Annotated in this window: 18 protein-coding genes; 12 read left to right on the forward strand and 6 right to left on the reverse strand. The window is 54.1% G+C overall.

Features of this window, described 5'->3' with window-relative positions:
* Window positions 1-257: 257 nt before the first annotated feature.
* The 4 genes from dnaA to gyrB all read left to right on the forward strand — a co-directional run bounded on the left by dnaA (window position 258) and on the right by gyrB (window position 6,418).
* On the forward strand, window positions 258-1,658 hold the full coding sequence (gene dnaA / locus DZE2538_RS00060) for a chromosomal replication initiator protein DnaA (protein WP_071603544.1): 1,401 nt from the start codon (window positions 258-260) through the stop codon (window positions 1,656-1,658).
* A gap of 4 nt (window positions 1,659-1,662) precedes the next feature.
* Window positions 1,663-2,763 (forward strand): DNA polymerase III subunit beta, encoded by a 1,101-nt coding sequence (gene dnaN, locus DZE2538_RS00065; RefSeq protein WP_038912760.1) that lies wholly within the window; start codon window positions 1,663-1,665, stop codon window positions 2,761-2,763.
* A gap of 140 nt (window positions 2,764-2,903) precedes the next feature.
* Window positions 2,904-3,989: a DNA replication/repair protein RecF gene (gene recF / locus DZE2538_RS00070; RefSeq protein ID WP_038915264.1), complete on the forward strand. Its 1,086-nt coding sequence runs from the start codon at window positions 2,904-2,906 to the stop codon at window positions 3,987-3,989.
* 17 nt (window positions 3,990-4,006) lie between these two features.
* Window positions 4,007-6,418: a DNA topoisomerase (ATP-hydrolyzing) subunit B gene (gene gyrB, locus DZE2538_RS00075; RefSeq protein WP_019844239.1), complete on the forward strand. Its 2,412-nt coding sequence runs from the start codon at window positions 4,007-4,009 to the stop codon at window positions 6,416-6,418.
* A gap of 117 nt (window positions 6,419-6,535) precedes the next feature.
* Here the strand turns inward: gyrB and DZE2538_RS00080 are convergent, their stop codons facing one another.
* The 4 genes from DZE2538_RS00080 to DZE2538_RS00095 all read right to left on the reverse strand — a co-directional run bounded on the left by DZE2538_RS00080 (window position 6,536) and on the right by DZE2538_RS00095 (window position 11,133).
* The gene (locus DZE2538_RS00080) at window positions 6,536-7,720 is read right to left on the reverse strand and encodes an MFS transporter (protein WP_038915265.1); all 1,185 of its coding nucleotides are present in this window, start codon (window positions 7,718-7,720) and stop codon (window positions 6,536-6,538) included.
* Window positions 7,721-7,931: 211 nt separating this feature from the next.
* Window positions 7,932-8,684, reverse strand: coding sequence for a 16S rRNA (guanine(1516)-N(2))-methyltransferase RsmJ (gene rsmJ, locus DZE2538_RS00085; RefSeq protein WP_023638546.1), 753 nt, complete (start codon window positions 8,682-8,684; stop codon window positions 7,932-7,934).
* Window positions 8,681-10,723: an oligopeptidase A gene (gene prlC / locus DZE2538_RS00090; RefSeq protein WP_023638547.1), complete on the reverse strand. Its 2,043-nt coding sequence runs from the start codon at window positions 10,721-10,723 to the stop codon at window positions 8,681-8,683. The genes rsmJ and prlC overlap by 4 nt, the downstream gene beginning before the upstream one ends.
* Window positions 10,724-10,848: 125 nt before the next feature.
* Window positions 10,849-11,133 (reverse strand): DUF2623 family protein, encoded by a 285-nt coding sequence (locus DZE2538_RS00095; protein WP_019844234.1) that lies wholly within the window; start codon window positions 11,131-11,133, stop codon window positions 10,849-10,851.
* Window positions 11,134-11,320: 187 nt separating this feature from the next.
* Here DZE2538_RS00095 and DZE2538_RS00100 point away from each other — a divergent pair, with 187 nt between their 5' ends.
* Complete coding sequence (locus DZE2538_RS00100; protein WP_038915266.1) at window positions 11,321-12,163, forward strand: 23S rRNA (adenine(2030)-N(6))-methyltransferase RlmJ; 843 nt, start codon at window positions 11,321-11,323, stop codon at window positions 12,161-12,163.
* Window positions 12,164-12,202: 39 nt separating this feature from the next.
* On the opposite strand, the gene rnz is transcribed toward DZE2538_RS00100, so the two are convergent.
* Window positions 12,203-13,117, reverse strand: coding sequence for a ribonuclease Z (rnz, locus tag DZE2538_RS00105; protein WP_038915267.1), 915 nt, complete (start codon window positions 13,115-13,117; stop codon window positions 12,203-12,205).
* A 10-nt stretch (window positions 13,118-13,127) separates the two neighbouring features.
* The gene (gene rtcR, locus DZE2538_RS00110; RefSeq protein WP_038915268.1) at window positions 13,128-14,717 is read right to left on the reverse strand and encodes an RNA repair transcriptional activator RtcR; all 1,590 of its coding nucleotides are present in this window, start codon (window positions 14,715-14,717) and stop codon (window positions 13,128-13,130) included.
* A 253-nt stretch (window positions 14,718-14,970) separates the two neighbouring features.
* Here rtcR and DZE2538_RS00115 point away from each other — a divergent pair, with 253 nt between their 5' ends.
* The 7 genes from DZE2538_RS00115 (at window position 14,971) to DZE2538_RS00145 (ending at window position 21,743) form a co-directional block, all read left to right on the forward strand.
* Window positions 14,971-15,864: an SPFH domain-containing protein gene (locus DZE2538_RS00115; RefSeq protein WP_038915269.1), complete on the forward strand. Its 894-nt coding sequence runs from the start codon at window positions 14,971-14,973 to the stop codon at window positions 15,862-15,864.
* Window positions 15,865-15,933: 69 nt separating this feature from the next.
* A complete protein-coding gene (locus DZE2538_RS00120) occupies window positions 15,934-17,160 on the forward strand; it encodes an RtcB family protein (protein WP_038915270.1) in 1,227 nt (408 codons plus the stop codon).
* Window positions 17,161-17,181: 21 nt separating this feature from the next.
* The gene (locus DZE2538_RS00125; protein WP_038915271.1) at window positions 17,182-17,967 is read left to right on the forward strand and encodes a nucleotidyltransferase domain-containing protein; all 786 of its coding nucleotides are present in this window, start codon (window positions 17,182-17,184) and stop codon (window positions 17,965-17,967) included.
* A 279-nt stretch (window positions 17,968-18,246) separates the two neighbouring features.
* Window positions 18,247-19,599, forward strand: a complete 1,353-nt coding sequence (gene gorA / locus DZE2538_RS00130; protein WP_038915272.1) for a glutathione-disulfide reductase — start codon at window positions 18,247-18,249, stop codon at window positions 19,597-19,599.
* Between the two features lie 285 nt (window positions 19,600-19,884).
* Window positions 19,885-20,442: a hypothetical protein gene (locus DZE2538_RS00135; protein ID WP_038915273.1), complete on the forward strand. Its 558-nt coding sequence runs from the start codon at window positions 19,885-19,887 to the stop codon at window positions 20,440-20,442.
* A 77-nt stretch (window positions 20,443-20,519) separates the two neighbouring features.
* Entirely contained in the window at window positions 20,520-21,254 is a 735-nt protein-coding gene (locus DZE2538_RS20005) for an abortive infection family protein (RefSeq protein ID WP_161624048.1), read from the forward strand.
* A 180-nt stretch (window positions 21,255-21,434) separates the two neighbouring features.
* Window positions 21,435-21,743, forward strand: coding sequence for a hypothetical protein (locus DZE2538_RS00145; protein WP_050568639.1), 309 nt, complete (start codon window positions 21,435-21,437; stop codon window positions 21,741-21,743).
* Window positions 21,744-21,795 lie beyond the last annotated feature (52 nt).

Genomic DNA, 21,795 nt, shown 5'->3' on the forward strand with positions numbered 1-21,795 from the left:
AAGCGGAATTTGACACAGACTATAAGAAGAGCCTGTGGATAAAAAGGATCGAAACTGTGTAGAAAGGGGAGATCTCTTTCGTGGTTTAGGTTATGATCCGCCGTCCCGCTAGCGATCTCTGGATCGGGATCGTCACGGTAAAGCCGCCTTATGCGCGGCGCACCCCGGCGTAGTCGTGTCCATGCGCAGCCGGGTGCCTGAAAAATCATGAGTTACATAACTAACGTCTGTTCCTTTTCTTGATTGACCTTGTTCGAGTGGAGTCCGCCGTGTCACTTTCGCTTTGGCAGCAGTGTCTTGCCCGTTTGCAGGATGAGTTACCTGCCACAGAATTCAGTATGTGGATACGCCCGTTGCAGGCGGAACTGAGTGACAACACTCTGGCGCTTTACGCCCCGAATCGCTTTGTGCTGGATTGGGTGCGCGATAAATACATCAATAATATCAATGGACTGTTGAATGATTTCTGCGGCATGGATGCGCCGTTGCTACGTTTTGAAGTCGGCAGTAAGCCGGCAACGCCAGTTGCCGTCCCCGTCGGCAACCATCATGCTACCGTAGCGGTTCCTCAGACGCGTGCAGCTTCACCGGTGCGCCCGAGTTGGGAAACCCCGTCGGCACCGGCTGAACACACCTATCGTTCCAACGTGAACCCCAAGCATACCTTCGATAATTTCGTGGAAGGTAAATCCAACCAGTTGGCCCGCGCGGCGGCGCGCCAGGTGGCGGATAATCCGGGTGGCGCGTATAACCCATTGTTTCTGTATGGCGGTACTGGTCTGGGTAAAACCCATCTACTGCACGCGGTAGGTAATGGCATCATGGCGCGTAAGCCAAATGCCAAGGTGGTGTACATGCATTCCGAGCGTTTTGTGCAGGATATGGTGAAGGCACTGCAGAACAACGCGATTGAAGAATTCAAACGCTACTACCGCTCTGTGGACGCGCTGCTGATCGATGACATTCAGTTTTTTGCCAATAAAGAGCGCTCGCAGGAAGAGTTTTTCCACACATTTAATGCGTTGCTGGAAGGCAATCAACAGATCATTCTGACGTCGGATCGTTATCCCAAAGAGATCAACGGTGTGGAAGATCGCCTCAAGTCCCGCTTCGGCTGGGGGTTGACCGTGGCTATTGAACCGCCGGAACTGGAAACCCGTGTGGCGATCCTGATGAAGAAAGCGGACGAGAATGATATCCGTCTGCCCGGTGAAGTGGCGTTTTTTATCGCCAAACGCCTGCGTTCTAATGTGCGTGAGCTGGAAGGTGCACTGAATCGTGTCATCGCCAACGCCAATTTTACCGGCCGCTCGATCACCATCGATTTTGTGCGCGAGGCGCTGCGCGACCTGCTGGCGTTGCAGGAAAAACTGGTCACCATCGACAATATTCAGAAGACGGTGGCGGAGTACTATAAGATTAAAGTGGCCGACCTGTTGTCTAAACGGCGTTCACGTTCGGTGGCCCGCCCGCGTCAGATGGCGATGGCGCTGGCCAAGGAACTGACCAACCATAGCCTGCCGGAGATCGGCGACGCGTTCGGTGGCCGTGACCATACTACTGTGTTGCATGCCTGCCGCAAAATAGAGCAGCTGCGCGAAGAAAGTCACGACATCAAAGAAGATTTTTCCAATTTAATCCGAACCTTATCGTCATAACATCATGAAATTTATCGTTGAGCGTGAGCATCTGTTAAAACCGTTGCAACAGGTCAGCAGCCCGCTGGGCGGGCGACCGACGTTGCCGATTTTGGGCAACCTGTTGTTGCAGGTCAGCGAAGGCCGGTTATCGTTGACCGGTACCGATCTGGAAATGGAGATGGTGGCGCATCTGGCGCTGACGCAGCCCCATGAACCGGGCGCTACCACCGTACCGGCGCGCAAGTTATTCGATATTTGCCGTGGCCTGCCGGATGGGGCGGAGATTTCCGTCACGCTGGAAGGCGATCGGATGTTGGTGCGTTCCGGGCGTAGCCGTTTCTCCCTGTCCACACTGCCAGCGGCGGATTTCCCCAACCTGGACGACTGGCAGAGCGAGGTGGAATTTACCTTGCCGCAGGCGACGCTAAAACGCCTGATTGAAGCCACCCAGTTCTCGATGGCGCATCAGGATGTCCGTTACTACCTCAACGGAATGTTGTTTGAAACTGGTGGCGAGGAGTTGCGTACTGTTGCCACCGACGGTCACCGTTTGGCCGTCTGCGCCATGCCGGTTGGTCAGTCCCTGCCATCGCATTCGGTCATCGTGCCGCGTAAAGGCGTGATGGAACTGGTGCGCCTGCTGGATGGCGGCGACACGCCGTTACAGTTACAGATTGGCAGCAATAACATTCGCGCTCATGTCGGCGATTTTATCTTTACCTCCAAGCTGGTGGATGGTCGCTTCCCGGATTATCGTCGTGTGTTGCCGAAAAACCCGGACAAAACGCTGGAAGCCAGTTGCGATCTACTGCGTCAGGCGTTTTCCCGAGCGGCCATTCTGTCGAACGAGAAATTCCGTGGTGTACGCTTGTACCTCAACCAGAATCAGTTGCGTATTACCGCCAATAACCCGGAACAGGAAGAGGCGGAAGAAATTCTGGACGTGGAATACGGTGGTACGGAGATGGAAATCGGCTTTAACGTCAGTTACGTGCTGGATGTGCTCAATGCGCTGAAGTGCGAAGAGGTGCGTATGTTGCTGACCGATTCGATATCCAGCGTCCAGCTTGAGGATGCAGCCAGCCAGGCGGCGGCTTACGTGGTCATGCCGATGCGTCTGTAAATTATCTGTGCGTCTGCCTACCGCCACACGCCGCGCCATTGGGTGCGGCGTGTTGTTATCGGCGGTGTGGTGGGTTTTGTTATCGGTAAGGGCGCGACACGGTCTGGTATGGGCAACAAATCTGGCAAAATGGTTGTGATATGGCGCTGACCCGTCTTCTTATTCGCGATTTCCGCAATATCGAATCGGCCGATCTGGCACTGATTCCCGGCTTTAATTTTCTGGTGGGTGCTAACGGCAGCGGCAAGACCAGCGTACTGGAAGCCATTTACACACTGGGGCATGGCCGGGCGTTTCGCAGCATTCAGGCCGCGAGGGTGATTCGTCATGAGCAGGCGGAATTCATTTTGCATGGCCGCATTGAAGGGCAGGAGCGTGAGCGCGCTGTCGGGTTGAGCAAAAACCGCGACGGCGATAGCACGGTGCGTATCGACGGCAGCGACGGCCACAAAGTGGCTGAGCTGGCGCAACTGCTGCCTATCCAACTTATCACCCCGGAAGGTTTCACCCTGCTTAACGGCGGCCCTAAATACCGCCGCGCGTTTCTGGACTGGGGCTGTTTTCACAACGAACCCGGTTTTTTCAGCGCCTGGAGTAATCTGAAAAGGCTATTGCGTCAGCGTAATGCGGCGTTACGCCAGGTCAGTCACTACGGGCAACTGCGCGCCTGGGATCGCGAGCTGGTGCCGCTGGCCGAGGGCATCAGCCAATGGCGTGCTGAGTATAGCGCTGCTATCGCCGCAGATATCGCGTCCACCTGCGCCCAGTTTCTGCCCGAGTTTTCCTTAAGTTTTTCTTTCCAACGTGGCTGGGATAAAGAGAGCGACTACGCTGAACTGCTGGAGCGCCATTTCGATCGTGACAGGCAGTTGGGCTACACCGCGCTGGGGCCGCACAAGGCCGATTTTCGTATCCGCGCTGGCGGCGTGGCGGTGGAGGATATGCTATCCCGCGGTCAGCTCAAGCTGCTGATGTGCGCGCTTCGGCTGGCGCAAGGCGAGTTCCTGACCCGGCAAAACGGGCTGAAGTGCCTGTACCTGATCGACGACTTCGCCTCGGAGCTGGACAGCACCCGTCGTCGCCTGTTGGCTGAACGGTTGAAGGCGACGCAGGCGCAGGTGTTCGTCAGCGCCATCACCGCTGAGCAGATTAGCGACATGGTGGGCGAAAATGGCAAGATGTTCCGCGTGGAACAGGGTAAAATAACCGTTCAATCACAGGACTAAATGAGCGAGAAACGTTGATGTCGAATTCTTATGACTCCTCAAGTATCAAGGTATTAAAAGGGCTGGATGCGGTCCGTAAACGCCCGGGGATGTATATCGGTGATACGGATGACGGAACCGGTCTGCATCACATGGTATTCGAGGTGGTGGACAACGCTATCGACGAAGCGCTCGCAGGCTATTGTAAAGATATTGTCGTTACTATTCATTCAGATAACTCGGTATCGGTGCAGGATGACGGCCGTGGTATTCCGACGGGCATCCACGAAGAAGAGGGTGTGTCCGCTGCTGAAGTCATCATGACCGTGCTGCATGCGGGTGGTAAGTTCGACGATAACTCCTATAAAGTATCCGGCGGTTTGCACGGAGTAGGGGTGTCGGTGGTGAACGCCCTGTCCGAGAAGCTGGAGCTGGTTATCCGCCGCGAAGGCAAAATTCATCGTCAGGAATACCGTCATGGCGAACCGCAGGCACCGCTGAGCGTAACCGGTGATGCAGACACCACTGGCACCACGGTGCGTTTCTGGCCGAGTCTGGAAACCTTCACCAACGTGGTCGAGTTTGAATACGACATTCTGGCTAAGCGCCTGCGTGAATTGTCGTTCCTCAACTCTGGCGTGTCTATCCGCCTGCGCGATGAGCGCGAAGCGAATAAAGCCGACCATTTCCACTACGAAGGCGGCATCAAGGCGTTTGTGGAGTACCTGAACCGTAACAAGACGCCGATTCACCCGCAGGTGTTCTATTTCAGCGCTGAAAAAGACAATATCGGCGTGGAAATCGCGATGCAGTGGAACGACGGTTTCCAGGAAAATATCTACTGCTTTACCAACAACATTCCGCAGCGTGACGGCGGTACCCATCTGGCGGGCTTCCGTGCTGCCATGACCCGTACGCTGAATAACTACATGGACAAGGAAGGCTACAGCAAGAAAGCCAAAGTCAGCGCCACCGGCGATGACGCGCGCGAAGGGCTGATTGCGGTGGTATCGGTGAAGGTGCCGGATCCGAAATTCTCTTCCCAGACCAAAGATAAGCTGGTGTCTTCCGAGGTGAAATCCGCGGTGGAATCGCTGATGAACGACCGTCTGGTGGACTACCTGATGGAAAACCCCAGCGACGCTAAAATCGTGGTCGGCAAAATCATCGACGCCGCCCGCGCTCGTGAAGCCGCACGTAAAGCCCGTGAGATGACCCGTCGTAAAGGTGCGCTGGATCTGGCTGGTCTGCCGGGCAAACTGGCGGACTGTCAGGAGCGTGACCCGGCGTTGTCTGAACTGTACCTGGTGGAGGGTGACTCCGCAGGCGGTTCCGCCAAGCAGGGTCGTAACCGTAAGAATCAGGCCATTCTGCCGTTGAAAGGTAAGATTCTGAACGTGGAAAAAGCGCGTTTCGATAAGATGCTGTCTTCGCAGGAAGTGGCAACGCTTATCACCGCACTGGGTTGCGGCATTGGTCGCGACGAGTACAACCCGGACAAACTGCGCTACCACAACATCATCATCATGACCGATGCGGACGTCGATGGTTCTCATATTCGTACGCTGCTGCTGACCTTCTTCTATCGTCAGATGCCGGAAATCGTCGAGCGTGGTCATGTGTTTATCGCCCAGCCACCGCTGTACAAGGTGAAGAAAGGCAAGCAGGAACAGTACATCAAAGACGACGACGCGATGGACCAGTACCAGATTATGCTGGCGCTGGACGGTGCTGCGTTGCACACCAACGCCCATGCTCCGGCACTGGCGGGTGAGCCGCTGGAAAAACTGGTGGCGGAGCACTACAGCGTGCAGAAGCTGATCGGTCGTATGGAGCGTCGTTACCCTCGTGCGCTGCTTAACGCGTTGATTTATCAACCGTCGCTGACGGAAGCCATGTTGAGTTCGCAGGCCGACGCTCAGTCATGGATGGAAGCGCTGATCCAGTTCCTTAATGAAAAAGAGCAGCACGGCAGCACCTACAGCTTCCTTCTGCGTCATGCCAACGAACGCCACGAACCGGTGTTGCGTGTGCGCACCCACGGCGTGGATTCTGATTACGCGCTGGACCTGGCGTTTGTTCAGGGCAATGAGTATCGCAAAATCAATGGACTGGGTGAGAAACTGCGTGGTCTCATCGAAGAAGATGCGTTTGTTGAGCGTGGTGAGCGTAAACAGCCGGTCGCCAGCTTCGAGCAGGCGTTGGACTGGCTGGTGAAAGAGTCGCGCCGTGGCCTGGCTATCCAGCGTTATAAAGGTCTGGGTGAGATGAACCCGGAACAGTTGTGGGAAACCACCATGGACCCGGAAAGCCGCCGTATGCTGCGTGTGACGGTAAAAGACGCCATCGCCGCCGACGAGCTGTTTACCACCCTGATGGGTGACGCCGTTGAACCGCGCCGTGCCTTTATCGAAGAAAACGCCCTGAAAGCAGCGAATATTGATATTTGATAGATAGCTATTCTTCTGGCGTAAGGCTCACAGAAACCCGCGTTTGACGCGGGTTTCTGCTTTTTGTCTATAGAAAACCCCTAGCCAGGCTGGGGTTTCGTTAGCGCCGGATATACTTTATGCAGCCAGTGCCCGTCGCCTTGTGCTGTACCACTCCTGCGCCATCGCCATCACGGCGGTAATCACCATAAAGATAACGGCTGACCAGAAAATGGCGGACGGATGGCCTTGATCTAAAAACCAGCCGAAGACCACCGGACCACCGGCACCGCCGATATTAAAGCCGGTGGTGACCACGCCGAAGACCCGGCCTTCAGCACCGGCCGGTGATGCCGCGCGAACCAGCATATCCCGCGATGGGGCGATCATGCCGGAGAGGAAGCCTGCCACACCCAGAATCAGCGTGGTCGCCAGCGACGGCAGGGTAGATACCGCAACGATGGCGACCAGCACCGCCGTGACCACCAGCGAACCGGTGGCGACCAGCCCGTGATGCCGGGTTTTATCCGCCAGAGAGCCACCCGCCAGTACGCCGAACGCGCTGGTAAACAAAAACGCTGTCAGCGCCAGATTGGCTTCGGTCAGCGGCATGCCGTAACCGTTCACCAGTGCGGTTACCGAGAAGTTTTGAATCGAGTTAGTGCTCAGGTTGAGCAGCATAAACAGCACCAGCAGCGACAAAATAGGCAGGGTAAATACCGCGACTTTTGGCGCAGAGGTCTTTTTGTCGTGCGCGGTGGCGGCGGGCAATGCCTCTTGCTCGCCGAGCAACATCGGTACGGTCAGCAGCCCGAGCAGGCCGGATAAGACCAGCGCGAACTCGATACGGGTGAGGGCGGCGACGGTCAGCAAAATGGCTGGCGCGACGGCCGTGCCGAGAAAACCGGAAAAAGTATGCACCGAGAAGGCGCGGCCCATGCGGTTTTCGGCAATACCGCGTGAGAGCAGGGCGTAATCCGATGGGTGATAGACCGCGTTGGCAAGCCCAGCCAGCGCCATGGCGATGAGCATCCAGCTGTAGCTTGTAAAGAAGCCGAGCGACAGGAAACACAGACTGCCGAGCGTCAGCCCGGCTATCAGCGTGCGACGCGGGCCGATACGGTCAACCGCAAAGCCAATCGGCGTTTGCACCAGTGCGGAAACAACGTTGAATACGCCGAGCGCCACCCCAATTTCCACGTAACTGATGCCACGCTGTGCGGAAATCAGCGGCATCAGCGCCGGTAACACCATCATGTGGAAATGACTGACCCAGTGAGCGGCGGAGACTTGTGCCAGTAGTGGTAGCTTTTTTATTGTCATGATTATTTTTATCGATTGGCTGCGCGGATGCGCAAGGCGGATTCAGCAATAAGGTTAACATATCGCCAGAATAGTTAGTCGTCTATCTTTAGACCGGCAATAATAGCCGAGGGCGCCGGGCGGGGATGGAAAAGGGCAGCAAAAAAGACAGAAAAAAGACAAAAAAAGTATCTGACTGCTGCTGCTCGCCTCCGCAGTCAGTACGCAAGATTTACTGGGTGATGGGCAGGTAAAAATCGAACCGGTGGCTTTTGGTTTCCAGCGCCGACTGAGCGGGCACGCCAGCAAGTGGTGGTGCGTAATCCGGGCGTTTGACCACGACCCGTTTTTTTGCAAGACGGCGGGCCGGTTCCAGCAAGGCATCGGCGTCATCGTCAGCACCCACCAGCGACTGAAACACCCGCATCTCCTTTTTCACCAGCGCGCTTTTCTGGCGGTGGGGAAACATCGGGTCAAGATAGACCACGTCTGGGGGTGGGGTAATAGCAGACAACGCGTCAATGCTGGAAGCGTGTAGCAGCGTCAGGCGCTGTTGCAGCCAGCCACCGATCTCCGGGTCCTGATAACCGCGTTGCAGGCCATCATCGAGCAACGCCGCCACCACCGGGTGGCGTTCCACCATGCGCACCCGGCAACCGAGCGCCGCCAGCACAAAGGCATCACGCCCCAGGCCCGCGGTCGCGTCCACCACATCGGGTAAATAGTCTTTTTTGATGCCGACGGCTTTGGCGACGGCTTCACCACGCCCACCGCCGAAGCGGCGGCGATGCGCCATCGCGCCAGAAACGAAATCCACACAGATGGCACCGAGCTTCGGTTCATCGCATTTGCGCAGTTCCAGTCGCTCGGGGGTGAGCACCAACGCCAGCATGGCGTCGGTGTCGTTTTCCAAACCCCAGCGTTGTGCCAGAGTAGCCAGTGCCTCAGAGTCGGCACCGGCTTCGGTCAGTAACGCAATTTTCATCCCTGAATGCCGTAGTGTTTCAGCATCGCATCCAGTTGCGGCTCACGGCCACGGAAGCGTTTGAACAGTTCCATCGGCGCTTCGGAGCCGCCGCGAGACAGGATGTTTTCCAGGAATGACAGGCCGGTGTCGCGGTTGAAGATGCCTTCTTCTTCAAAACGGGAGAACGCGTCTGCCGCCAGCACATCGGCCCACAGGTAGCTGTAATACCCGGCGGCGTAGCCACCAGCGAAGATGTGGCTGAATGAGTGCGGGAAGCGATTCCATTCCGGGCTTTTCACCACGGAAACCTGTGATTTCACCTCTGCCAGGGTTTCCAGCACGCGAGCACCGGTGGCCGGGTTGTAACCGGCGTGCAGACGGAAGTCGAACAGGCCGAACTCCAACTGACGCAGGATGAACAGCGCTGCCTGATAGTTTTTCGCTGCCAGCATTTTGTCCAGCATGTCCTGCGGCAGCGGTTCGCCGGTCTCGTAATGACCGGAGATAAAAGCCAGCGCATCCGGCTCCCAGCACCAGTTTTCCATAAACTGGCTCGGCAGTTCGACGGCATCCCACGGCACACCGTTGATGCCGGAGACGCCAGCGGTGTCGATACGGGTCAGCATATGGTGCAGCCCGTGCCCGAATTCATGGAACAGCGTGGTGACTTCGTCGTGGGTAAACAGCGCGGGTTTGCCGTCGATCGGACGGTTAAAGTTACAGGTCAGGTACGCCACCGGCTTTTGCAGCTCGCCGTTGGCTTTGCGCAGACGGCCGACGCAATCGTCCATCCAGGCACCGCCACGTTTGTGTTCGCGGGCGTACAGATCGAGGTAGAAGCTCCCCAGCAATTCACCGTCTTCGGCAAACAGGTCGAAGAAGCGCACTTCCGGGTGCCAGACGTCAACGTCCTGACGCTCTTTGGCGGTGATGCCATAAATACGTTTTACGACTTCGAACAACCCTTCCAATACGCGCGGTTCAGGGAAGTACGGGCGTAGCTGTTCGTCGCTGATGGAATACAGGTGTTGTTTTTGCTGTTCGGCATAATAGCTGATGTCCCACGGGTTCAGCTCATCAACGCCACACTGTGCTTTAGCGAACGCGCGCAGCTGTGCCAGCTCCTGTTCCCCTTGCGGGCGGGCGCGTTTAGCCAAATCGGTCAGGAAATCCAGCACCTGTTGTGGGTTTTCTGCCATTTTGGTGGCCAGCGATTTGTCGGCAAAGCTGGCGAAGCCCAGCAGTTGCGCCAGTTCATGACGCAGCGCCAGCGTTTCGGCCATCACCTCGCTGTTATCCCACTTACCGGCGTTCGGGCCTTGTTCTGACGCACGGGTCACATAGGCGCGGTACATCTCTTCGCGCAGCGCCTGATTGGCGCAGTAGGTCATGACCGGCAGGTAGCTTGGAATATCCAGCGTCAGCAGCCAGCCCTGTTGTTCTTTCGCTTGTGCCAGCGCTTTGGCCGCGGCCAGCGCACTTTCCGGCAGACCTTCCAGCTCGCTGACATCGGTTATCAGCTTGGTCCAGCCCATGGTGGCGTCCAGCACGTTGTTGCTGAACTGCGACCCCAGTTCGGACAAGCGGGAAGCGATGTCGCCGTAGCGTTTTTGCTGTTCCGGCGGCAGGGCAATCCCGGACAATTCAAAGTCACGCAGGGCGTTATCCACCGCTTTTTTCTGTGCGATGCTCAGGCTGGCGTAATGTTCGCCGTCACGCAGCTCACGGTAGGCACGGTACAACCCGGCATGCTGGCCCACCCAGGTGCCGTATTCAGACAGCAGCGGCAGGCATTGTTCATAGGCGCTACGCAATTCCGGGCTGTTTTTCACCGAATTCAGGTGGCTGACCGGGGAGAAAATGCGCCCCAGTCTGTCATCACTTTCCGCCAGCGGCTGACACAGGTTATCCCAGGTGAACGGCCCCGGCTGCGCCACCACGCGCTCGACCGTCTGGCGACAATCGTTCAGTGCGGCTTGTACGGCGGGGAGGATGTGTTCAATCTGGATCTGGGAGAACGGCGGCAGGATAAAGGAGGAAAGTAATGGATTGGTCATGGCACAGTCCTGAAATCTATTGATGATGACTTAACATGAGGGGTAATGAGGGGAAAATCAATGGCAGGGCGCACAACAGGCCAAGGCCGACGGTAAAAAGCGACGGTTAGCGGTGATGACGATGCTCAGGCGGGGTGATCGTAACCGGCGTAAAACCAGGCTATCAGCGACGGGTTGCTGACATCGGTAAAAAACTCCGCCACGATATCGCGTATCAATCCGTAACGGCGGCACAGTTGCCCGGCTTCAAACGCGGCTTGTTGTCGGCCTCGCAGTGACGCACGCTGGTGTGCGTAACCGCAGACGTAGCCACGGCGATAATCATCGCAATGGTGGCGGATATCGTTCATCGATTGCGGTGTACTGGCGTGTAGCCCCGCCAAAATGCCGTCGCCAAAGTGGTTTTTCATAAGCGTCGTATCCAGAATATACGATATATAAATTATTATATAACGAAAAGGGCGGGTTGAAAAAGGTGAGTTATTCAACTCCCCCGAGGTGGATAGCGGTGATTGTGGGGGTATTTTGTGGCGCTAACCGTTTATACTATGGCGATTAGCGGCAAACGCGCCCTCATTGACCGGAAATCCATACGTTATGCTGAGTTATCGCCACAGTTTTCATGCCGGCAATCATGCCGATGTGCTGAAGCACACTGTCCAGAGCCTGATCATTAATGCGCTGAAAGAGAAGGACAAACCGTTCCTGTATCTGGATACGCATTCCGGCGCGGGCCGTTATCAGTTACAGAGCGAACATGCCGAGCGCACCGGTGAATACCTCGACGGCATTGGCCGTATCTGGCAGCGGGATGATATTCCGGTGGAACTGGAGCCGTACATGCAGGTGGTCCGTTCCTATAATTCCGGCGACAAACTGCGTTACTACCCCGGTTCGCCGCTGATTGCCCGCCAGTTGCTGCGCGAGTACGACAAAATTCATCTTACAGAGCTGCATCCGACCGACTTTCCATTGCTGCGTCAGGAGTTTCTGCGTGACGACCGGGCGCGGGTGGTGCGTGAAGATGGCTACCAACAACTGAAAGCCCAGTTACCGCCGCTGTCGCGTCGTGGGTTGATTCTGATCGACCCGCCTTACGAACTGAAAACCGATTATCAGGCGGTGGTGAAAGGGATTCAGGAAGGCTATCGCCGCTTTGCCACCGGCGTGTATGCGCTGTGGTATCCAGTGGTGTTGCGTCAGCACATCAAACGTTTGCTCAAAGATCTGGAAGACACCGGTATTCGCCGTATCCTGCAAATCGAGCTGGCCGTGTTGCCGGATAGCGATCGCCACGGTATGACTGCCTCCGGCATGATTGTCATTAATCCGCCGTGGAAACTGGAGTCCCAGATGAAAAGCGTGCTGCCGTGGTTGCATCAGGCGTTGGTGCCTGCCGGTACCGGCCACACGCTGGTTGAGTGGGTGGTGCCGGAGTAAGCGCCAGGCTTACCCCTCACAACCCATTGTTATACCGGGTTATACCTCAAAAGTGGCCAGGTCAGTGGCGACGTCTGTCGCCGCAAACAGCGTCTGGCATTCCTGACGTAACCGTTCCAGATCAGCCTGACCATAGCGGGCGCTGAAATGGGTGATGATCAACCGCTTCGCGCCCGCGTCTCGCGCCGTGGCGGCGGTTTGCAGGGTGGTGGAGTGACCGCGTTCGTTAGCGCGCTCCGCCATTGATCCTTCCACTGTGGCTTCGTGCACCATGACATCGACCCCCGCAGCCAGCTTGAGTGCTTCCGGCGTTGGGCGGGTATCGCCGAAAATCGCCAGCGATTTACCCGGCAGACTGGGGCCGAGGTAATCCCAGCCGTTCAGTACCTGCCCGTCATCAAGAGTGACCGTTTCCCCGCGTTTTAACTGCTGGAAATAAGCACCGGGTTTGATGCCCTGTGCCGCCAGTTTTTCCACATCCAGCGCCCCCGGTTTGGGGCGTTCCTCAATGCGGTAGCCGAGGCAATACAGCGTGTGAGACAGTTCATGCGCCGTCACCCGTAACTGCGCGTCTTCGAATACCGTACCGGGACCCACTTCCACCACCTCCAGCGGATACGTCAGCCAGGAACCGCTCAGCGTCAGCGCGGTTTCGATGAAGGTTTTCAACCCAGCCGGGCCGTAGAGCGTCAGCGGTGTGTCGATACCCGCCATGGAGCGGGAACACAGCAAACCGGGCAACCCGAACAGATGGTCGCCGTGCAGATGGGTGATAAAAATTTTCTCCAGCTTGCCGGGTTTGATTGGGGTGTGCAGAATCTGGTGCTGGGTGCCTTCACCGCAGTCAAACAGCCAGAATGCCGGGCGAATGCCGTGCAAGTCGAGCGCGATACTGGTGACGTTGCGCTCTTTGGTCGGCACGCCTGCGTTGGTGCCGAGAAAAATCAGTTTCATGCAAATTCCTTTATATCGAGTCGGCGTTTTTCACATCATCCCAGCTCAGTCCAAAGCGGGCCAGGTACTTGCGTAGCCTGTCGGCGTCATTGGGCTGTTTTTTCTGGCGGCGTGAAATCGCAAACAGTGTACGCCCGGCTTCTGACAGGCTGTGGGCTTGCCGACAGACCTCTAACACGCGCTCAAGCTGGCATTGCTCGAAGATATCCAGCTCACCGAGGTGGGCAGGCAAGGTTGTCGTGGCAGCAGGGCCTCGCCACTGCTGTTTAAGACGTTGAATTTCTTCATCTACCAGCGTGGTATTAATGCGCCCCTGTTCGGCGAGCGTGGCCATACGATGTACGCTGGCGCCAAGCTCGCGAAAGTTGCCCCGCCAGCTGGCGTGCTCCGAACAGGCAAAGGCCAGAAAACGCTGGCGTGCTTCTTTATCAAACCGTACCTGGACTTGTTGTTGTTGGGCGAAGCGGTGTAATTCAAAGTCCAGGTTAGGTTCGATATCTTCACACCGTTGCGCCAGGCCTGGCAGCGGAAAAGTCCACATATTGATGCGGGCGTACAGATCTTCACGAAAATGCCCTTCCTCCACCCAGTGCGGCATATCCCGGTGAGTGCCGGCAATCAACTGAAAATCGCTGCTGACCTCTTTATCGGAACCAAACGGCAGGAAGCGCTTTTCTTCGATGGCTTTCAACAACATCGCCTGTTCATCCTGGCCTAACTCACCGATCTCATCGAGAAACAAAACGCCGCCATCGGCTTCCCGCAGCAGCCCCGCGCGTGATTGCTGCGCTCCGGTAAACGCGCCGCGAACATGACCAAACAACGTGGACATCGCATTATCGCCGCGCAGTGTGGCGCAATTGACGGCGACAAACTTTCCGTTGACCTGATGGCGTGATGCCTTGAGCTGATAAATACGGTTGGCCAGAAAGGATTTGCCAGCGCCGGTGGGGCCGGTTAACAAAATTGGGGCTGAAGAGCGCAGGGCGACCCGCTCAATCTGATCGATGATGCGATTAAATGTCGCGTTACGGGTGGCGATACCTGCTTTCAGAAATGAAACCGATGCTTGTTGTTCCCGCAGGAAGCGGCTGGTAATGGCGGTGTAACGGCTGAGATCGAGGTCGATAACCGTGTACTGCCCGATAGGGGAAGGCGCTTCGTCGTTATGGTCAGACGGGCCGGTTTGCAGCAGCCGGGCTGGCAGGTAGCGTGCTTCCGTTAGCAGAAACCAGCAAATCTGCACCACGTGCGTGCCGGTAGTGATGTGCACCAGATACTCTTCGTGTTCTGTATCAAAGGGATAATGGGCCGCAAAGTCGAGAAACGTGGTGTATACCTCTTCGAAGTCCCAGGGGTCGGCGAGTTCAACCTCATGCAGGCTCACGGTGGTGATGGGGGATATCTGGCCGATATCTTCCCGAACCTGTTGCGCCAGCCCGAGACTACGCGGCTGATAGAGCAATTCCAGTCGATCAATGGGTAAATCCGGTTGCTGGCAGGCGGCGATGGTCGGTCTCCATCTATTCCAGCGGTTTTGTCGTTTCCCTCGTTTATCCAGCGCCGTACCCAGCACGCCAATCATGACTCTTCGCTTCATGCTTTATCCTTTTTTATAAATACTTATCTAAAAAAATATTACTTTATCGGTTTAATGATTAACAGAGTAAGTGATGCGTAAATAAATTCATTGAAAATCATTAAGTTGAATTTATTTTTGTGAATAGGGAAGGACTGGCACGGTTTTAGCAAAAATATAAGCACTACACACAGGAAGGGAAGCATACCCGCTTACGGTTGGGGGAGCCGGTGATGTTATTCCCGGGCGTTTTATTAAAGGGATTAAAAAGAAAGTGTTTAAGAAAATAACAATAAGAAAAGGGCAACTGGGTTTGCTCAGCCGAAACGGCAACGTGCGGCAGGTATTGGAAACCGGTTCTCATCTCCTGTTTGGTTGGGCCCGAAGGTTGTCAGTGGCCATCGTCGAACGGGATGGCTCTGTGCTTGACGCGACGCTTGCCGAACATCTACGTCAGTTTCATCCGGAATGGGTAGCGCGTTACTGCCTGTCAGCGGATATGGCGGATGATGAGATTGGCTTGCGTTATGACCGTGGGCAACTGCGGGAAATTTTGCTACCAGGTACCCGGCGTTTGTACTGGCGGCGAGATGAACAGCAGGTGATTGAGCGCGTTTCTGCCCATCAGGCTCAGGTACCAGCGCGATTGCTGCCGATATTACTGCAACCAGAGTTACGTGAGCAGGCGGTCACTGGCAGTAACGGCGTGCTGGTCGCCGCTATTCCGACATGGCATGTCGGGATTTTGCATATCAACGGGCAACCCTCGGCACTACTGCCACCCGGTAATCATGGTTACTGGCGCTTTAATCGAAGCGTGAGTGTGGATGTGGTGGACACACGGTTACAGGCGCTGGATGTTGAGGATATCGAAGTACTGACCGCCGATCGGATCAGCGTGCGTCTGACGCTACTGGCGAACTGGCGCTACAGCGATGTGCTGGCTGCATTTGCACGTCTGGCGAAACCCAAAGCGCATCTGTGTCGGGCTTTACAGGTTGTGCTGCGCGATGTGGTGGGAATGCATCGGTTTGCTGAATTGCTGACCAGCAAACACACCGTTGGAGAACAGGTCAGTGAACAACTCGAGCAGCAATTGATGTGCTACGGGATAGACCTGGTCTCGCTGGCCGTGATGGACACCGAAGGCTATAACGCCGCCTGGTAACCAGGGTGGCGTCAACGGTGAGTGAAAGATAACGCATGGGATTAAATAATAAATCAAAGGACGTTTTACATGAGGCATAACGATTATCAGGTACTGGATATGCCGCAAGGCGTGCCGGTAAAAATGTGGACGTACGGTGTTCCGGTCGAGCCTGAAGCCCGCGAACAGTTACGGAATACGGCGAAGATGCCGTTTATTTTCAGCCATCTGGCGGTGATGCCGGATGTCCATCTTGGCAAAGGGTCTACGATCGGCAGTGTGATTCCAACCCGTGGGGCCATTATTCCGGCCGCCGTCGGCGTAGATATCGGCTGCGGCATGATGGCGGTGCGAACCTCGCTGATTGCCGCTGATTTACCGGACACGCTGTTGGGTATTCGCAACGCCATTGAGCAGGCTGTTCCTCATGGACGTAGCGTGAATCGTGGGGGGCGGGATAAAGGCGCATGGCATGAGCCACCACCACGTGTGGATGCCCATTGGCGGCAACTGGATGCCGGATTCAAACGTATTACCGAACACTATCCGTCGTTGCTGAAAACCAACAATTACCACCACTTGGGCACGCTCGGAACCGGTAACCACTTTATCGAATTGTGTCTCGATGAGATGGATCGGGTGTGGGTGATGCTGCACAGCGGTTCCCGAGGTGTTGGCAATGCTATCGGCAATCTGTTCATCACGCTGGCGCAGCAAGATATGCGACAGCATATTGCGAATTTGCCGGACTGTAATTTGGCGTATTTCGCCGAAGGTAGCCGTCATTTCGATGACTACCAGTATGCGGTTGGCTGGGCACAGGGTTATGCGCGCCATAACCGCGAGGTGATGATGGAACAGGTGCTGCAGGCATTGGCACAGGCGATCCCCAGGCCGTTTACCGCCCGGCAGGAAGCGGTGGATTGCCACCACAACTATGTACAACAGGAAACGCATTTTGGCGAGCCGGTGCTGGTCACGCGTAAGGGCGCAGTATCGGCCCATCGCGGGCAGATGGGGATTATTCCCGGCTCGATGGGAGCGAAGAGTTTCATTGTGCGTGGTTTGGGTAATCAGGAGAGCTTTTGTTCCTGTAGCCATGGTGCCGGGCGCACCATGAGTCGAACGGCGGCAAAAAAGCAGTTTACGGTTGACGACCACGTGCGGGCGACGGCCCACGTCGAATGCCGTAAAGACCATGACGTGATTGATGAAATTCCCATGGCGTACAAAGACATTGATGCCGTGATGGCGGCGCAAGCATCGCTGGTCGAGATTGTTCACACGCTGCGGCAGGTGGTGTGTGTAAAAGGATAATAAGCATAACGAGGGAAAAATATGGAACATGAATCTGACGTGAGTGCTGTCATGCGCGAGCGTGTCCGTGGTGTGCTGGCGGATGTAGAACGCCGGTTTGGCGTGCGTGTGCTCTATGCCTGTGAGTCAGGCAGTCGGGGATGGGGATTTGCTTCGCCGGATAGCGATTATGATGTGCGTTTTATCTATGTCCATCCCCCAGAATGGTATTTACGGGTTGAGCAAGCCCGGGATGTGATTGAATTACCGATAGATGATGAGCTGGATGTCAGCGGGTGGGAGTTGCGTAAGGCATTGGGCTTACTGAAGCGGGCCAACCCGACGCTGATGGAATGGCTGGATTCGCCGGTGGTGTACCATCAGGATGAGAACACCATGAAACAGATGCGCGCGCTGGCACCGGATCATTTTTCGCCGGGTCGTGCCTGTTACCACTATCTATCCATGGCGCGAAAGAACTTCCGCGGCTATTTGCAGGGGGAATCGGTTCGGCTGAAGAAGTACTTTTATGTCCTCAGACCGATACTGGCGGCGTTATGGATAGAAGCGGGTAAAGGCGCTCCGCCGATGCGCTTTGAGACATTACTGGCTGGAACGGTGACCGATCAGGCTTTACTGGCGGAAATCGCGCATCTGCTGCGCATCAAACGTCAGTGCGGTGAGGCGCAATACGGTGCCCGATTGCCCGCTGTCCATGCATTTATCGAACATCAGTTGGGGCGTGAGCGGCCTGTGCTGGATGCGACGCTGGCGGGCATGGACCAGACGCTGAACCAGTTGTTGTTTAATACGGTGATGGAAGGGTGATTGAGGTGTAAAACCGGTGAAAGCCGGTTTTACCTATTGCACCGATTTCCAAAACCGTTGCGAACCGTTGTGCATTTCTTCATACAATCCCGCTTTCTGTCTTTGCCGGATACCGATTGCTGGCGTTACACTTTCCTCTGGTGTTACTTCTTTTGCTGGCGTGACCTTGTTGGCGTCAGCATGACATTGCGAGTGGTATCGCGCCCTGGGTGCCAGAACCGATGTGGCGGCGGGATACGGTCTATTTACTTTTATCGAAAGCAAGCGTGTGGAGCCCTGATGACCAGACATTATGACTATCTCGCCATTGGTGGCGGCAGCGGCGGTATTGCCTCCATCAACCGTGCGGCTATGTACGGCAAGAAATGTGCGCTGATTGAAGCCAAACATCTGGGCGGCACCTGCGTCAACGTCGGGTGCGTGCCGAAGAAAGTCATGTGGCATGCGGCGCAGATTGCCGAAGCCATTCACCACTACGGGCCGGACTATGGCTTTGATGTCACCGTCAATCGGTTCAACTGGGATACGTTGCTGAAAAATCGCAGTGCCTACATCGACCGTATCCACCAGTCCTACAACAATGTGTTGGGGAAAAATCAGGTCGAGGTGATTCAGGGGTTTGCCCGTTTTGTAGATGCGAAAACGGTGGAAGTGAACGGCGAGCGTATCACCGCTGATCATATTCTGATCGCCACCGGCGGTCGCCCGACGCGCCCGAACATTCCCGGGACGGAATACGGCATTGATTCCGATGGTTTCTTTGAGTTAAACGCACTGCCGCAGCGGGTGGCGGTAGTGGGAGCTGGGTACATCGCGGTGGAGATCGCGGGCGTGCTGAACGCGCTCGGCTCTGACGTGCACTTGTTTGTGCGCAAACACGCGCCGCTGCGCCAGTTCGACCCGCTGATAGTGGAAACACTGGTCGAAGTGATGAACACCGAAGGCCCGGCGCTGCACACGGAGTCCATCCCCAAAGCGGTGGTGAAAAATGCCGACGGTAGCCTGACGCTGCAACTGGAAAGCGGGTACGAGCAAACCGTGGATTGCCTGATTTGGGCGATCGGCCGCGAACCGGCGAACGATAAGGTAAACCTGGAAGCGGCAGGTGTCACACTCAACAGCAAAGGCTACATCGTGGTGGATAAATTCCAGAACACCAACGTGCCGGGCATTTACGCGGTGGGCGACAATACTGGCGCTGTTGAGCTGACGCCAGTGGCGGTGGCGGCAGGGCGTCGTTTGTCTGAGCGCTTGTTTAACAACAAGCCGGACGAGCATCTGGATTACAGCAATATCCCGACCGTGGTATTCAGCCACCCGCCTATCGGCACCGTCGGGTTGACCGAGCCGCAGGCACGCGAGCAGTACGGCGACGAACAGGTGAAAGTCTACAAATCGGCTTTTACCGCCATGTACACTGCGGTGACGCAGCATCGCCAGCCATGCCGGATGAAACTGGTGTGCGTGGGGCCGGAAGAGAAAATCGTCGGCGTGCACGGCATCGGCTTCGGGATGGATGAAATCCTGCAAGGCTTCGCGGTGGCGGTGAAGATGGGCGCGACCAAAAAAGACTTCGACAACACCGTGGCGATTCACCCAACGGCGGCGGAAGAGTTTGTGACCATGCGTTAATGCCGAAACCCATCTACTGTAGAAAACCGAAAGGCCAGGGCATCGTTCTCTGGCCTTTATTTATTGACTCATCGATACATTGCCTTTTCTAAAACGTTTATGCCCTTTTCCGAGTTACAGGTGTGACTGAGAACAAAAGTAGCAACCAATATGTTGACCAAAATTTAGTAATGATACACAGTGTCCATTATTACCGAATCAGATCGATGCATAACAAAGCGCTACAGTCGGATAGATTTTCCGCTGCGCTTCAAATTTGCCGCAGTGAGTGGCGTTAGGTGAATAATGATTACTTCTGAAATTTTTCTAGAGTGGCTTAGGTATGCGATTGGGCGAGTTGGTCCTGGCTATTTTGGGTTCGTTGAGCGAGTTTATTGTTATGAACTCTATCATTTTTTAAGAGTTGCAATGTATGTGCATGAACGTATACACGGCCCCATTCAGAATGTGTATCTTCATTCTGAATTTGTAAAAGTTGTAATTACCGATGAAGAGGCAAAAAAACATGGAGTTTTCCCATTAGAAAATCGCCGCTCTCCCGACTTCATACTTCATGATCCGAATACGACTGATCATCAAATTGCTGCGATGGAAGTTAAAGCTACTCCTGATCTGAGTTACGCTGAATTTGTGTCTGATATTAATAAATTGTCGGAATTAAGAAGCAATTATAGATACAGCTTGGTTATCTTTCATTGCATCAATTCTGACCTAGGCCGGATACAACAGCACGTAACTAGAGCTCAACATGAAGGCATAGTCTTAGACCCTGAGGTTTTGATTATCGTCAAACCTGAAAGCCATTTTCCAATTCAAGAAATATATCTTGATGCATTATTGTAATTCAGGGCGGTTGCTAACAAACCTCTCAAGGCACTTGCGTTGCTCGCTGGGGTGCTACATTTCTTATGAGATTATTTATGGAACAAAGAAGAAAACTGATCCCAGTAATTTCTGAAGCTATATCTAAAACATTCGATATAGGTGATTGGAAATCTATTGGGTATGCAACTAAAAATGAATATTTTATTCAAAATCATCCTCGGCTCTTAAGGAGCTTGCAGTGGGGGGATGAGGATTATGAAGGCTGTGTTTTCGATGTTGTAGAGCACATCTATGATTCGGGTGATAAAAATATTGAGAAGTTACTAGGGAACTCAAAAGTCGAAAGATGGATCAAGTCCAATAAACCGGATATCTATAAGGAATACTTCGACAACACTTACGTACCTAGCTTTAAACAAAGAAATCTATCCCCTAGTGAAATTGTTGATAAGGCACTGGAAGATGCTCAAGCTCTTATAATTAATAATGGTCCTGTAAGTGCAATTGATCGGGTGCATACGGCGCTGCATGGGTATTTGAAACATCAGCTTGATCAAAAAAACATAGATTATCGGGCAGATGCAGGTATTACGGAACTATATAAATGCATTCGGGAAAATGTTCGAGAAATTAGAGAGCTTGGTGAGCGGTCAGAAGACATGAATAAAATGTTGCGTTCACTAACTTCTATTTTAGATGCGTTGAATCCGATTAGAAATAGAGCAAGTGTTGCTCACGCAAACGATACTCTTATAGGTGAAGCTGAAGCAAAGTTCGTAATTAATATAGTAAGTAGTGTGCTTCACTATTTGGACGAGAAGTTAAAATAGTTGAATATAACAAGCGCAGACACAATTTTAAATTGTCAAGGAGTTCATTGATGTCACAAGAAAAAAATAAAAGAATTGGTGAAAAAAGCGAATTGTAAAACTTCGTGAAAACAACGACTAGACGCTTTAAATGAAATCAAAACATATGACTGTCAAGAAAGAAATGATGTTGTTATTAGATTGGCATTCCACGATAAGGTTTTTAAAATTAAAGAAGAAGCATTTAGAGTTGCTCAGTCTTTAGGGTTAACAAAAAATGGCAAACCAATATCTCTAGGGAAAAAAGATATCGGCTATAAACCAAGTTATTTCACAAAGAAATTTAAAAGAATAAAACACGAACTTGGAACGGATGATTTTCAACTTGAAAAATTCAAAAATAAATTTTTGTTAATTGATCCAGAAATGTTTGATGTCATGCAGTACGAAAAAGGCATAAAATTCGATATGTGGATTCAAAACACCTATCAAGGATTACCTAAAAAATAGGCGTGTGCTAACAAAAACTTGAAACTGGGTGGCATGAAATACCGGAATTCTG

The organism is Dickeya zeae NCPPB 2538 (genome assembly GCF_000406165.1).
Lineage (GTDB): Bacteria > Pseudomonadota > Gammaproteobacteria > Enterobacterales > Enterobacteriaceae > Dickeya > Dickeya zeae.

Bases quoted from the DNA above. Each gene is read 5' to 3' on its own strand.
- DZE2538_RS00135 (WP_038915273.1), top strand. From the start codon at position 19,885: ATGATTACTTCTGAAATTTTTCTAGAGTGGCTTAGGTATGCGATTGGG.
- DZE2538_RS00120 (WP_038915270.1), top strand. From the start codon at position 15,934: ATGAGGCATAACGATTATCAGGTACTGGATATGCCGCAAGGCGTGCCG.
- DZE2538_RS20005 (WP_161624048.1), top strand. From the start codon at position 20,520: ATGGAACAAAGAAGAAAACTGATCCCAGTAATTTCTGAAGCTATATCT.
- gorA (WP_038915272.1), top strand. From the start codon at position 18,247: ATGACCAGACATTATGACTATCTCGCCATTGGTGGCGGCAGCGGCGGT.
- DZE2538_RS00125 (WP_038915271.1), top strand. From the start codon at position 17,182: ATGGAACATGAATCTGACGTGAGTGCTGTCATGCGCGAGCGTGTCCGT.
- DZE2538_RS00080 (WP_038915265.1), bottom strand. From the start codon at position 7,720: ATGACAATAAAAAAGCTACCACTACTGGCACAAGTCTCCGCCGCTCAC.
- DZE2538_RS00095 (WP_019844234.1), bottom strand. From the start codon at position 11,133: ATGAAAAACCACTTTGGCGACGGCATTTTGGCGGGGCTACACGCCAGT.
- dnaN (WP_038912760.1), top strand. From the start codon at position 1,663: ATGAAATTTATCGTTGAGCGTGAGCATCTGTTAAAACCGTTGCAACAG.
- rnz (WP_038915267.1), bottom strand. From the start codon at position 13,117: ATGAAACTGATTTTTCTCGGCACCAACGCAGGCGTGCCGACCAAAGAG.
- rtcR (WP_038915268.1), bottom strand. From the start codon at position 14,717: ATGAAGCGAAGAGTCATGATTGGCGTGCTGGGTACGGCGCTGGATAAA.
- prlC (WP_023638547.1), bottom strand. From the start codon at position 10,723: ATGACCAATCCATTACTTTCCTCCTTTATCCTGCCGCCGTTCTCCCAG.
- rsmJ (WP_023638546.1), bottom strand. From the start codon at position 8,684: ATGAAAATTGCGTTACTGACCGAAGCCGGTGCCGACTCTGAGGCACTG.
- recF (WP_038915264.1), top strand. From the start codon at position 2,904: ATGGCGCTGACCCGTCTTCTTATTCGCGATTTCCGCAATATCGAATCG.
- gyrB (WP_019844239.1), top strand. From the start codon at position 4,007: ATGTCGAATTCTTATGACTCCTCAAGTATCAAGGTATTAAAAGGGCTG.
- DZE2538_RS00100 (WP_038915266.1), top strand. From the start codon at position 11,321: ATGCTGAGTTATCGCCACAGTTTTCATGCCGGCAATCATGCCGATGTG.